12 protein-coding genes are annotated in these 13005 nt (G+C 74.0%); 10 read left to right on the top strand and 2 right to left on the bottom strand.

Annotation, left to right across the window (positions count from 1 at the left end; genetic code table 11):
- Positions 1-36 precede the first annotated feature (36 nt).
- Positions 37-759, bottom strand: a complete 723-nt coding sequence (locus IE273_RS01535) for an MBL fold metallo-hydrolase (protein WP_189813289.1) — start codon at positions 757-759, stop codon at positions 37-39.
- A 163-nt stretch (positions 760-922) separates the two neighbouring features.
- Here IE273_RS01535 and hrcA point away from each other — a divergent pair, with 163 nt between their 5' ends.
- From hrcA to IE273_RS01485, 10 genes are all read left to right on the top strand, one after another.
- On the top strand, positions 923-1939 hold the full coding sequence (hrcA, locus tag IE273_RS01530) for a heat-inducible transcriptional repressor HrcA (RefSeq protein WP_189813288.1): 1017 nt from the start codon (positions 923-925) through the stop codon (positions 1937-1939).
- Complete coding sequence (gene dnaJ / locus IE273_RS01525) at positions 1940-3076, top strand: molecular chaperone DnaJ (RefSeq protein WP_030653759.1); 1137 nt, start codon at positions 1940-1942, stop codon at positions 3074-3076. It abuts the gene before it with no gap.
- Between the two features lie 100 nt (positions 3077-3176).
- The gene (locus IE273_RS01520; RefSeq protein WP_189813287.1) at positions 3177-4253 is read left to right on the top strand and encodes a nitronate monooxygenase; all 1077 of its coding nucleotides are present in this window, start codon (positions 3177-3179) and stop codon (positions 4251-4253) included.
- Entirely contained in the window at positions 4250-5002 is a 753-nt protein-coding gene (locus IE273_RS01515) for a 16S rRNA (uracil(1498)-N(3))-methyltransferase (RefSeq protein WP_189813286.1), read from the top strand. Before IE273_RS01520 ends, IE273_RS01515 begins: the two co-directional genes overlap by 4 nt.
- A gap of 15 nt (positions 5003-5017) precedes the next feature.
- Positions 5018-5410, top strand: coding sequence for a VOC family protein (locus IE273_RS01510; RefSeq protein WP_189813285.1), 393 nt, complete (start codon positions 5018-5020; stop codon positions 5408-5410).
- 164 nt (positions 5411-5574) lie between these two features.
- Complete coding sequence (locus tag IE273_RS01505; protein WP_229887035.1) at positions 5575-6084, top strand: hypothetical protein; 510 nt, start codon at positions 5575-5577, stop codon at positions 6082-6084.
- A 46-nt stretch (positions 6085-6130) separates the two neighbouring features.
- Positions 6131-9349: a S41 family peptidase gene (locus IE273_RS01500; protein ID WP_189813284.1), complete on the top strand. Its 3219-nt coding sequence runs from the start codon at positions 6131-6133 to the stop codon at positions 9347-9349.
- Between the two features lie 42 nt (positions 9350-9391).
- The gene (locus tag IE273_RS01495; RefSeq protein WP_014672641.1) at positions 9392-9745 is read left to right on the top strand and encodes a histidine triad nucleotide-binding protein; all 354 of its coding nucleotides are present in this window, start codon (positions 9392-9394) and stop codon (positions 9743-9745) included.
- Between the two features lie 6 nt (positions 9746-9751).
- On the top strand, positions 9752-10657 hold the full coding sequence (locus IE273_RS01490; RefSeq protein ID WP_189813283.1) for a ribonuclease Z: 906 nt from the start codon (positions 9752-9754) through the stop codon (positions 10655-10657).
- Positions 10658-10677: 20 nt separating this feature from the next.
- Positions 10678-11682, top strand: coding sequence for an adenosine deaminase (locus IE273_RS01485; RefSeq protein ID WP_189813282.1), 1005 nt, complete (start codon positions 10678-10680; stop codon positions 11680-11682).
- On the opposite strand, the gene IE273_RS01480 is transcribed toward IE273_RS01485, so the two are convergent.
- The gene (locus tag IE273_RS01480; protein WP_189813281.1) at positions 11634-12950 is read right to left on the bottom strand and encodes an MFS transporter; all 1317 of its coding nucleotides are present in this window, start codon (positions 12948-12950) and stop codon (positions 11634-11636) included. The two genes, IE273_RS01485 and IE273_RS01480, sit on opposite strands and share 49 nt — an antisense overlap.
- Between the last annotated feature and the right edge of the window lie 55 nt (positions 12951-13005).

Here is a 13005-nt window from a genome sequence, read left to right as displayed (position 1 = left end):
GCGTACGACACGCCGGAATCCGCCGGGAAGAGCCGCTCAGATCACGCCGAACCGCGTTGCCAGGGCGTCCCGTTGGCGGCGGACGAACCCCGCGTCCACCACCGCGCCGTGACCGGGCACGTACAGAGCGTCCTCGCCGCCGAGCGCCAGCAGCCGGTCCAGCGCGTCCGGCCAGCGGGACGGGACCGCGTCGGGGCCCGCCTGGGGCTCGCCGGACTCCTCCACCAGGTCGCCGCAGAACACCACCTCGGGATCGCCCGGCACCAGCACGGCCAGGTCGTGCGCCGTGTGGCCGGGGCCCACGTTGGCCAGCAGCGCCTGGCGGCCGTCGCCGAGGTCCAGCGTCCACTCGCCGGAGACCGCGTGGCGGGGCGGGGTCAGCGCGTCCACCGCCTCGTCGGCGTCGGCCACCGGCAGCCCGTTGCGGACCGCGTCCAGCCGCAGGTCCGCGCGCTCGTACGCGAACACCGCGTCCAGGCCCACCGCCCCGTACACCTCCGCCCCGGCGAACACGGCGGCGCCGAAGACGTGGTCGAAGTGGGGATGGGTGAGCGCGAGATGGGTCACACGGCCGCCCGCGAGCTCCTCGGCCTGGCCGCGCAGCCGGACCCCCTCCGTGAGGCTCGAACCGGCGTCCACGAGCAGTGCCGTACCCTCCCCGAGGACCAGCCCCGCCGTGCAGTCCCAGCCCGGCAGCCGGCACCGGCCCACCCCCGCGGCCAGCCGCTCCCACCCCAGCTCTTCCCAAGTCACGGTCATACCCGCGACGCTAGCGGTACGAGCCGGTACGGCGGCCCGACCTTGCCCAGGGTGTACCCGGCAGCCGTACACTGGGCCGGGGAACGCTGGCACTCGCACGGGAAGAGTGCCAAAGGGGCGAACCCGAACGGACGAGGGGACGACGTGCTGGAGGTGCGCGCGAATGCTGAGTGAACGCAGGCTTCAGGTACTGCGCGCCATCGTCCAGGACTACGTGGGCACCGAGGAGCCGGTCGGTTCCAAGGCGCTCACCGAGCGGCACAACCTCGGCGTCTCCCCGGCGACCGTCCGCAACGACATGGCGGCCCTGGAGGACGAGGGGTACATCGCCCAGCCGCACACCAGCGCGGGGCGGATCCCCACCGACAAGGGCTACCGGCTGTTCGTGGACAAGCTCGCGGGCGTGAAGCCGATGACCGCGCCGGAGCGGCGGGCGATCCAGAACTTCCTGGAGGGCGCCGTCGACCTCGACGACGTCGTGGCGCGGACCGTGCGGCTGCTCGCGCAGCTCACCCGGCAGGTCGCCGTCGTGCAGTACCCGTCCCTGACCCGGTCCACGGTCCGGCACGTGGAGCTGCTGTCGCTGGCTCCCGCGCGCGTGATGCTCGTGCTGATCACGGACACCGGCCGGGTCGAGCAGCGGATGGTCGACTGCCCGGCGCCGTTCGGCGAGGCCTCGCTGGCGGATCTGCGGGCGCGGCTCAACAGCCGGGTCGCCGGCCGCCGGTTCGCGGACGTGCCGAAGCTGGTCGAGGACCTCCCGGACGCCTTCGATCCGGAGGACCGCGGTACGGTCTCCACGGTGCTCTCCACTCTTCTGGAGACACTCGTGGAGGAGAACGAGGAGCGGCTGATGATCGGCGGCACCGCCAATCTGACCCGCTTCGGACATGACTTCCCCCTCACGATCCGGCCCGTCCTGGAGGCTCTGGAGGAGCAGGTCGTGCTCCTCAAGCTCCTCGGCGAGGCGAAGGATCCGGGCGTGACCGTGCGCATCGGCCACGAGAACGCCCATGAGGGACTCAACTCCACCTCCGTCGTGTCGGTCGGCTACGGTTCGGGCGGCGAGGCGGTTGCCAAGCTCGGCGTGGTCGGACCGACCCGCATGGACTACCCGGGAACGATGGGAGCGGTACGCGCAGTGGCACGGTACGTCGGACAGATCCTGGCGGAGTCGTAAGTGGCCACGGACTACTACGCCGTTCTCGGCGTGCGCCGCGACGCGTCGCAGGATGAGATCAAGAAGGCGTTCCGCCGGCTCGCTCGCGAGCTGCACCCGGACGTCAACCCGGACCCGAAGACCCAGGAGCGGTTCAAGGAGATCAACGCCGCTTACGAGGTGCTGTCGGACCCGCAGAAGAAGCAGGTCTACGACCTCGGCGGCGACCCGCTCTCCCAGTCGGGCGGCGCGGGCGCGGGCGGCTTCGGGGCCGGCGGCTTCGGCAACTTCTCCGACATCATGGACGCGTTCTTCGGTACGGCGTCGCAGCGCGGGCCGCGCTCGCGCACCCGGCGCGGCCAGGACGCGATGATCCGGATCGAGGTCGAGCTGGACGAGGCGGCCTTCGGGACGACCAAGGACATCCAGGTCGACACGGCCGTCGTCTGCAACACCTGCAACGGCGAGGGCGCGGCGCCCGGCACGTCCGCCCAGACGTGTGACATGTGCCGCGGCCGGGGTGAGGTCTCCCAGGTCACCCGGTCCTTCCTGGGCCAGGTCATGACCTCGCGGCCGTGCCCGCAGTGCCAGGGCTTCGGCACGGTCGTCCCCACCCCGTGCCCGGAGTGCGCCGGCGACGGCCGGGTGCGCTCGCGCCGGACGCTGACCGTGAAGATCCCGGCCGGTGTCGACAACGGCACGCGGATCCAGCTCGCCGGTGAGGGCGAGGTCGGCCCCGGCGGCGGCCCGGCCGGCGACCTGTACGTCGAGATCCACGAGCTGCCGCACCCGACGTTCCAGCGGCGCGGCGACGACCTGCACTGCACGGTCACGATCCCGATGACGGCGGCGGCCCTCGGCACGAAGGTGCCGCTGGAGACGCTGGACGGCCTGGAGGAGGTCGACATCCGGCCCGGCACCCAGTCCGGCCAGTCGATCCCGCTGCACGGCCGGGGTGTCACGCACCTGCGCGGCGGCGGCCGGGGTGACCTGATCGTGCACGTCGAGGTGACCACGCCGACCAAGCTGGACCCGGAGCAGGAGCGGCTGCTGCGCGAGCTGGCCAAACTGCGCGGCGAGGAACGGCCGCAGGGCCAGTTCCAGCCGGGGCAGCAGGGGCTGTTCTCACGGTTGAAGGACGCGTTCAACGGGCGCTGATCTGTGACGTACGGGGTGCTTCGGTACCCCGTACGTCGTTGGCATGTGCCGGGGGATGCCCGGATTCGGACTTGTCCGGAGGACGTGACAACATGCGGTCATGTCCTCCGCGCTGACCGATCTCTTCCCCCACCCGATCGTGCAGGCTCCCATGGCGGGCGGTGTCTCCGTCCCACAGCTCGCCGCCGCCGTCTGCGAGGCCGGCGGCCTCGGGTTCCTCGCCGCCGGGTACAAGACCGCCGACGGCATGTACCAGGAGATCAAGCAGCTGCGCGGGCTCACGAGCCGCCCCTTCGGCGTGAACCTCTTCGTGCCGCAGCCCGAGCACGCGGAGTCCGGGGCCGTCGACCTCTACGCGCACCAGCTGGCCGGCGAGGCCGCCTGGTACGAGACCGAGCTGGGCGACCCGGACAGCGGCCGGGACGACGGCTACGACGCCAAGCTCGCCGTCCTGCTCGACGACCCGGTGCCGGTGGTCTCCTTCCACTTCGGCGTGCCGCGCCGCGAGGTGTTCGACAAGCTCCACCGCGTCGGCACCTTCACCCTGGTCACCGCCACCACCGCGGAGGAGGCCCGCGCGGTCGAGCGGGCCGGGGCCGACGCGGTGATCGCGCAGGGCGTGGAGGCCGGCGGACACCAGGGCACCCACCGTGACCTCCCGGAGAACGACGTCGCCGGCGTCGGCCTGCTGTCGCTGGTCGCGCAGGTCCGGGAGGCCGTGCGTATCCCGGTCGTCGCCGCCGGCGGCATCATGCGCGGCGGCCAGATCGCCGCGGCCCTCGCGGCGGGCGCCGGCGCGGCCCAGCTGGGCACCGCGTTCGTCGCCGCCCACGAGTCCGGCGCGCACCCCCTGCACAAGCGGGCGCTGACCGACCCGCTGTTCCCGCGCACCGAGCTGACCCGCGCCTTCACCGGCCGCCCGGCCCGCGCGCTGGTCAACCGCTTCCTGCGCGAGCACGGCCGGTACGCCCCCGCCGCCTACCCCGAGGTCAACCACCTCACCGCGCCGTTGCGCAAGGCCGCCGCCAAGGCCGAGGACGCGCAGGGCATGGCGATGTGGGCCGGGCAAGGACACCGGATGGCCCGGGACCTGCCCGCGGGCCGGCTGGTGGAGGTGCTGGCGGCCGAACTCGCCGAGGCCCGGACAGCGTTGTCGGCCGGGGGTGGTCCCCGATGACCGCGCCGGTGTTCGTCGTCGACTCGCTGGAGGGCGTGGGCCCCGGCTCGGTCGTCGACGTCCAGGGCCCGGAAGGACGGCACGCGGTCTCCGTACGGCGGTTGCAGCCGGGCGAGAACGTGGTGCTCACCGACGGCAGGGGCCGGGGCGCGGCCGGGGTCGTCGTCAGCGTGTCGGGGAAGGACCACCTGGTGGTCGAGCCGTTCGAGTTCCCGGTGGAGCCCGAGCCCAGCCCCCGTATCACCGTCGTCCAGGCCCTGCCCAAGGGCGACCGCGGCGAGCTCGCCGTGGAGACGATGACGGAGACCGGCGTCGACGCGATCGTGCCCTGGCAGGCCGCGCGCTGCATCACCCAGTGGAAGGGCGAGCGGGGGGCGAAGGCGCTCGCCAAGTGGCGTGCCACCGCGCGGGAGGCCGGCAAGCAGTCCCGTCGGCTGCGCTTCCCGGAGGTCGCGGACCTGGCGGCCACCAAGCAGGTCGCCGCGCTGCTCGGCGCGGCGGACTTCGCCGCCGTGCTCCACTCCGACTTCGACCACGTCAGCGAGCCCCTGGCCACCGCCGAACTCCCCGCCGAGGGCGAGATCGTCCTGGTCGTGGGTCCCGAAGGCGGTGTGTCACGGGACGAGTTGGCGCTCTTCGAGGAGGCGGGCGCGAAGGCCTGTGTCCTCGGCCCCACCGTCCTGCGCACCTCCACCGCCGGCACCGCCGCCGCGGCGCTGCTGCTGGGCCGCACCGGCCGCTGGTCCTGACCCCCTGGGGACACCGTGGAACTCGCCCAAGTCCGGCTCCTGGTCACCGACTTCGCCGCCTGCTACCGCTTCTACGCCGACGTCCTCGGCCTCAGGCCGCAGTCCGGCGCGGCGGAGGGGCCGTACGAGAAGTTCAGCCCGCACGCCGGTTCCGCCGGGATCGCGCTCCAGGACCGCGCGATGATGGCCGGGCTCCTGGCCGAGCTGGGCGACACCGCCACCGGCCACCGGTCCCTGGTCGTCCTGCGCGTCGACGACCTCGACGCCTACTGCGCGGAGATCACCGCCCGGGGCGCGGCCCTGCTGCACGGGCCGGCCCCCATGACCGACCGGATGCGCGTGGCCCACCTCAAGGACCCGGAGGGCAACCTGGTCGAGCTCCAGGAGTGGCTGCTGCTGCGCGGCTGACGTCCGCTCCGCCGGAGCGCCGCGCCACCGTCCGCCGTCCTTCGTCTGCCGCGCGGTGGTGGCCGGGCGCGGGTCCCCGCGCCCCTTCGGGCGCTTCCCCCCGAACGGGTGAGTGGCCGTATCCGGGCTTCCCCGCGGTGGGGGCCGGTGGCACGCTGCCCTGTATGGGGGATTCGAGGCGGATACGGCGTCGGGCGCGAGTGGTGGCCGTGGCGGGACTCGTCGTGGTGGGCGGCGGGGCCGTCGTGGCCTGTCAGCCCGGTGGAGGGCTCGGGTCGGCGACCGTCGCCTACACCACCGATCAGACCGCGACCGCGGCGCTGGAGCACCGGCACGTGAACGTCAGCTGGCTCACGTGCACCGGCGGTTACCGCGATGACGGCGGCGCGCGCGGTGGCTCGCCCGCGCCGAGCGAGACCACCGTCGTCTCCGTCGACTGCCAGGGTGAGACGGACGACAGGCGGAAGATCGTCGTCACCGGGCTGGTGACCAGGGCCGTCGACGGTGCCTGTGTGCGCGGGGACCTGACCGCCAAGGTCGACGGCAGACAGGTGTTCCGCGTCAACGGGCTCGGCAACTGCTCCGCCCCGCCCGTCCCGACGTACCGGCCGCCCACCGGGGGACGGCCGACCGTGACCGTCACCCGTACCGTCTGGCCCGTGCCGGGCAAGTGATCCGAAACCGGGAGCGGGCGCACCCGTCGCTGCGTAGAGTGACGGCGTGACTCAGGGTGCTTCGACGGGAACCACGGCAGACTCCGCCTATCTCCGATTCCCCCATCCGCACGGCGACTTGGTGACCTTCGTCGCCGAGGACGACGTCTGGCTCGCGCCGATCGACGGCGGCCGGGCCTGGCGGGTCAGTGCCGACAACATGCCGGTGAGCCGGCCCCGGATATCGCCGGACGGCCGGCACCTCGCCTGGACCTCCACCCGGGACGGCGCCCCCGAGGTGCACGTCGCCCCGGTCGACGGGGGTCCCGCCGAGCGGCTGACGTACTGGGGCAACAGCCGTACCGAGGTGCGCGGCTGGACCCCGGACGGGCGGGTGCTCGCGCTGGGCGCGCAGGGCCGGCACAGCTTCCGGCACACCTGGGCGCACGCCGTCCCGCTGGACGGCGGACCCGCCGAGACCCTGCCGTACGGCCCCGTCGGCGATGTGGCCCTCGGCCCGGCCACCGTGCTGCTGTCCGCGCCGATGGGCCGTGAGGCCGCGCACTGGAAGCGCTACCGGGGCGGCACGGCGGGCAAGTTGTGGATCGACCGGGACGGCAGCGGCGAGTTCGTCCGGCTGCACGAGGACCTCGACGGGAACATCGAGTGCCCGGTCTGGGCCGGAGACCGCATCGCCTTCCTCTCCGACCACGAGGGCACCGGCGCGCTCTACTCCTCCCTCGCCGACGGCTCCGACCTGCGCCGGCACACACCGCTCGACAGCTTTTACGCCCGCCACGCGGCCGGTGACGGCACCCGCGTCGTCTACAGCTCGGCCGGCGAACTCTGGCTGCTGGACGACCTGGAGGGCGCCGAGCCGCGCCGACTGGACGTACGGCTCGGCGGACCCCGCGTCGATCTGCGGCCGTACCCCGTCAACGCCTCCCGCTGGTTCGGCGAGGCGGCCCCCGACCACACCGCGCGCGGCAGCGCCGTCTGCGTGCGCGGCGGCATCCACTGGGTCACCCACCGCTCCGGCCCCGCCCGCGCCCTGGCCGCCACCCCCGGCGTGCGCGCCCGGGCGCCGCGCGTCTTCCGCGCCGACGGCGAGGAGTGGGTGGTGTGGGTGACGGACGCCGAGGGCGACGACGCCCTGGAGTTCGCGCCCGCGACCGGCACCGTGCCCGGCGCCCCGCCGCGCCGGCTCGCCGCCGGACAGCTCGGCCGGGTCCTGGAGCTGGCCATGGCACCCGACGGCAGCCGGGCCGCCGTGGCCGCGCACGACGGCAGACTGCTGATGGTCGAGCGGGAGACCGGCGAGGTCCGCGAGGTCGACCGCAGCGACGACGGCGAGGTCTCCGGCCTCGCCTTCTCCCCCGACTCCGCCTGGCTCGCCTGGTCCCACCCCGGCCCCCGGCCGCTGTCCCAGCTGCGCGTCGCGCACACCACCGACCTGTCGGTGACCGAGGCGACCCCGCTGCGCTTCCAGGACTACGCGCCCGCCTTCACCCTGGACGGCAAACACCTCGCGTTCCTCTCCAACCGCGCCTTCGACCCGGTCTACGACGAGCACGTCTTCGACCTCGCGTTCGTGGTCGGCGCCCGCCCGCACCTGATCACGCTGGCCGCCACCACCCCCTCGCCGTTCGGCCCGCAGCGCCACGGCCGCCCCTTCGAGACCTCCGACAAGGACGAGACCCCCGACGGCGAGGGCACACCGACCACCCGCGTCGACCTGGAGGGCCTGGCCGACCGCATCGTCCCCTTCCCGGTCGAGGCCGGCCGCTACTCCACGCTCCGGGCCGCCAAGGACGGCGTCCTCTGGCTGCGCCACCCCGTGCAGGGTGTCCTCGGCGCCTCCCGCGCCCACCCCGAGGACCCCGACCCGCACACCGAGCTGGAGCGCTACGACCTCGCCCAGCGCCGCCTGGAGCACCTCGCCTCCGACGCCGACCACTTCGAGGTCAGCGGCGACGGCAAACGCGTCCTGCTGTGGGCCGACGGCCGGCTCCGGGTCGTACCGAGCGACCGCCGAACCGGCACCGACGACGACGGCGACACCAGCGTCACCGTCGACCTCGCCCGGGTCCGGCAGACCGTCGACCCGGCCGCCGAGTGGCGGCAGATGTACGACGAGACCGGCCGCCTGATGCGCGACCACTTCTGGCGCCCCGACCTCGGCGGCACCGACTGGAACGGCGTCCTCGCCCGCTACCGCCCGCTCCTGGCCCGCCTCGCCACCCACAGCGACCTGGTCGACCTGCTCTGGGAGGTGCACGGCGAACTGGGCACCTCGCACGCCTACGTCATCCCGCGCGGCGGTTCCGGCCGCCGCGCCCGGCACGGCCTGCTGGGCGCGGACATCTCCCGCCACGAGGACGGCAGCTGGCGCATCGACCGCATCCTGCCGTCGGAGACCTCCGACCCGGAGGCCCGCTCTCCGCTCGCCGCGCCCGGCGCCGCGGTCCGTCCCGGTGACGCGATCATCGCGGTCGCCGGCCACCAGGTCGACCCGGTGGCGGGCCCGGGCCCGCTGCTCGTCGGCACGGCCGGTCACCCGGTGGAGCTGACCGTCTCCCCGGCCGGCGGCGGGGAACCCCGGCACACGGTCGTCGTCCCCATCGCCGACGAGGAACCCCTGCGCTACCACGCCTGGGTCGCCGATCGCCGCGCCCATGTCCACGCGGCCTCCGAGGGCCGGCTCGGCTACCTCCACGTCCCGGACATGCAGGCCCCCGGCTGGGCCCAGATCCACCGCGACCTGCGCGTCGAGGTGGCCCGCGAAGGCCTCGTGGTCGACGTCCGCGAGAACCGGGGCGGCCACACCTCCCAGCTCGTGGTCGAGAAGCTGGCCCGCCGGATCATCGGCTGGGACCTCCCGCGCGGCATGCGCCCCACCAGCTATCCGCTGGACGCCCCGCGCGGCCCGGTCGTCGCCGTCGCCAACGAGTTCTCCGGCTCCGACGGCGACATCGTCAACGCGGCGATCAGGGCCCTGGGCATTGGTCCGGTCGTCGGCACCCGCACCTGGGGCGGCGTCATCGGCATCGACAGCCGCTACCACCTGCTCGACGGCACCCTGGTCACCCAGCCGAAGTACGCGATGTGGCTGGAGGGCGTGGGCTGGGACGTGGAGAACCACGGGGTGGACCCGGACGTGGAGGTCGTCCAGAGGCCCCAGGACTGGGCGGCGGGCCGCGATGCCCAACTGGACGAGGCGATCAGGCTCGCGCTGGAGGCGCTGGAGAGCAGTCCCGCGAAAACACCGCCGGGCATGCCCACCTGACCGACTACGATGCCCACCGTATTGATCACAGGAGGCACACCCATGGCCGGAGAGCCGCAGAACGACTGCCTGTTCTGCAAGATCGTCGCGGGCGAGATCCCGGCGACGATCGTCCGCGAGACCGAGACGACCGTAGCCTTCCGGGACATAAACCCGCAGGCTCCGACCCACATCCTGGTGATCCCCAAGGCCCACTACGAGAACGCGGCCGAGCTCGCCGCGGGCGCCCCGCGGATCGCGGCCGACGTGCTCGCCGAGACCAAGGCCGTCGCCGACGAGGAGAAGCTCGACAGCTACCGCCTCGTCTTCAACACGGGCAGCGGCGCGGGCCAGACCGTCTGGCACGCCCACGCCCACGTCCTCGGCGGCCGTGGCCTCCAGTGGCCGCCCGGATAGGCAGCCGTGTCCGTCCGTGAACTGGTGGTCCTCGGCACCGCCAGCCAGGTCCCGACCCGGCACCGCAACCACAACGGCTACCTGCTGCGGTGGGACGACGAGGGCCTCCTGTTCGACCCCGGCGAGGGCACGCAGCGGCAGATGCTGCGCGCCGGGGTCGCCGCCCACGACCTGAACCGGATCTGCGTCACGCACTTCCACGGTGACCACTCCCTCGGCCTCGCCGGGGTCATCCAGCGGATCAACCTCGACCAGGTGCCGCACGAGGTCACCGCGCACTACCCGCGCTCGGGGCAGCGCTTCTTCGACCGGCTGCGCTACGCGACCGCCTACCGTGAGACCGTCGGCCTCACCGAGGCCCCGGTCGCCGCAGACGGCATCCTCGCGGTGACCCGGTCGTACACCCTGGAGGCCCGCAGGCTCTCGCACCCGGTCGAGTCCTACGGCTACCGCCTGATCGAGCCCGACGGCCGCCGCATGCTGCCCGACCGACTCGCCGCGCACGGCGTCAGGGGCCCCGACGTGGGCCGTCTCCAGCGCGAGGGCCGGCTCGGGGACGTGACGCTGGAGGACGTCAGCGAGGTGCGGCGCGGGCAGCGGTTCGCGTTCGTCATGGACACCCGGCTCTGCGACGGCGTGCACGCGCTCGCGGAGGGCTGCGACCTGCTCGTCATCGAGTCCACCTTCCTCGACGAGGACGTGGAACTCGCCGTCGAGCACGGGCACCTGACGGCCGGGCAGGCCGCCGCCGTGGCCCGGGACGCCGGGGCGCGGCACCTCGTGCTCACCCACTTCAGCCAGCGCTACACCGACCCGGGGGAGTTCGAGCGGCAGGCGCGGGCGGCCGGGTTCGCGGGGGAGCTGACCGTGGCCTACGACCTGCTGCGGGTGCCGGTTCCGAAACGGCGGTAAAACACCCGTACGATGCTTTGATGCCCCTCCCGAAAGCAGAACTGCACCTCCACATCGAAGGCACGCTGGAGCCGGAGCTGGCCTTCGAGCTGGCCGCCCGCAACGGCGTGACCCTCCCGTACAAGGACACCGACGCCCTCCGCGAGGCCTACCGGTTCGAGGACCTCCAGTCCTTCCTGGACCTCTACTACGAGCTGATGGCCGTCCTGCGCACCGAGCAGGACTTCGCCGACCTGGCGAACGCCTACCTCGCGCGGGCCGCCGCGCAGGGCGTGCGGCACGCGGAGATCTTCTTCGACCCGCAGGCCCACCTGGCCCGGGGCGTGGCCATGGGCACGGTCGTGGAGGGGCTGTGGCGGGCGCTCGGCAGCAGCGAGGCCGACCACGGCGTCTCCACCCGGCTGATCATGTGCTTCCTGCGGGACGAGTCCGCCGAGTCGGCGTTGGCCACCCTTCAGGCCGCGGAGCCGTACCTGGACCGGATCACCGGGGTCGGCCTGGACTCCGCGGAGGTCGGGCACCCTCCGGTGAAGTTCCGGGAGGTGTACGAGGCCGCCGCCGCGCTCGGGCTGCGCCGGGTCGCGCACGCCGGCGAGGAGGGGCCGCCGGAGTACATCACCGAGGCGCTGGACGTGCTCGGCGTGGAGCGCGTCGACCACGGCCTGCGCTGCATGGAGGACCCCGCGCTGGTCGAGCGGCTGGTGCGGGAGCGGATTCCGCTCACGCTGTGCCCGCTGTCCAACGTCCGGCTCCGGACCGTCGACACCCTCGCCGACCATCCCCTGCCCGCCATGCTCGACGCGGGCCTGCTGTGCACGGTCAACTCGGACGACCCCGCGTACTTCGGCGGGTACGCGGGCGACAACGTCGCGGCCGTGCACGAGGCACTGGGGCTGTCGCGGGACCGGCTGCGCGAACTGGCCCGCAACTCGTTCCTCGCCTCGTTCCTGGAGGACGACGAGGAGCGCAGGGCCCGCTATCTCGCCGAGGTCGACGCGTACGAGTTCGGGGACGCCGTCTCGTAGGCACCCTGAACGGGTACGGCGGGCGTCTCCACCGGGACTTCGACGACCGGGATGTCGAGGACCGGGATGTCGAGGACCGGGATGTCGAGGACCGGGACTTCGGTGACCGGGACCTCGACGACCGGGATGTCGGCGACCGGCAGGGGGCGCCTGCCCGTCCGCAGCGCCACCGCCGTCATCGGTACGGCGATCAGCAGCAGCCCGGCGCCGAGCACCCGCCCCATCGCCGGGAAGCCCGCCCCGGCCGCCAGCACACTGCCCGCGAGCGGCCCCGCCGCCGTGCCCAGCGAGGACGCCGAGCCGACCAGGACCGTCCAGCGGCCCCGCGGGTCCAGGGACGCGGCCAGGGCGATGACGTAGGACAGCACGACCGGGTAGAGCAGGTTCCAGGCGATCTCGCCCGCCGCGAACGCGGGCAGGTCCGTGGCCGCCGCGCTGAGCGCGACGCACCCCGCGATGAGGGCGCTGCCGGCGCCGATGGGCAGGGCCCGGCCCAGCCGCGGGCCGAGCGCGCCCGCGCCCAACACGCCGAGGAGCCCGGCGCCGAGCGCGACCGCGAAGACCGCGCCGACGGTGACCTCGGTGAGGTGGGCCTGGTCGAGGCCGATCCGGCCGCTGACGCCCCACAGGGCGTTCTGGGCGAGGGACCAGCAGGGCATCGCGGCGGCCAGCAGCAGGCCGGCGCGCGGGTGGGGGAGGCGGTCGTACCCGACGGCCGTGCGGGCCGGGGCGGTACGGCCGGACAGGCGGCCGGTGAGCGGCCAGACGGCGAGCGCGGTCAGCGCGAGGGCGGCGAACGGGAGACCGTGGCCGGGGCTCAGGTGAGGGATCGTCAGGTACAGGGCGCCCGCGAGGGCGGAGACGCCGAGCAGGCCGAGGGTGGTGACCCGGTGCGGGTCACGCTGTCCGGCGATGCCGCTCGCGGCCACCGCCGTGACCGTGCCGGAGCCGAGGCCGCCGACGACCGCGCCCGCGACGACGGCCGGTACGGCGCCGGTGAGGGCGGCGCCGCCGTAGCCGAGGGCGGCGAGCGCGAGGCCGGCGCGGGCGAGGACGCGGGGGCCGGTCCGGTCGACCCGGGAGGCCAGCAGGAAGCCGGCGGTCGCCGAACTCAGCAGCAGGGCACTGCCGATGGCCCCCGCCTGGGTCGCGGTGAGCGGGAGTCCGCTGTCGAGTCTGCCGACGGTGGTGGGCAGCAGGTAGGGGGCGAGGTACCCGGCCGTGAACAGGGCGACGAGGGGCCAGGGCTGGGTGCGGGGGGCGGACACGGGCGTTCCCGGGGCAGGCGAGAAGTGCGGCTCGGAAGGAGGGGGAGGGGCTGCG

Source organism: Streptomyces olivaceoviridis (assembly GCF_014650115.1).
Taxonomy (GTDB): Bacteria; Actinomycetota; Actinomycetes; order Streptomycetales; family Streptomycetaceae; genus Streptomyces; species Streptomyces olivaceoviridis.
The sequence above is the reverse complement of the archived record's forward strand: the minus strand, read 5'-3'. Positions and strand labels throughout refer to the sequence as shown.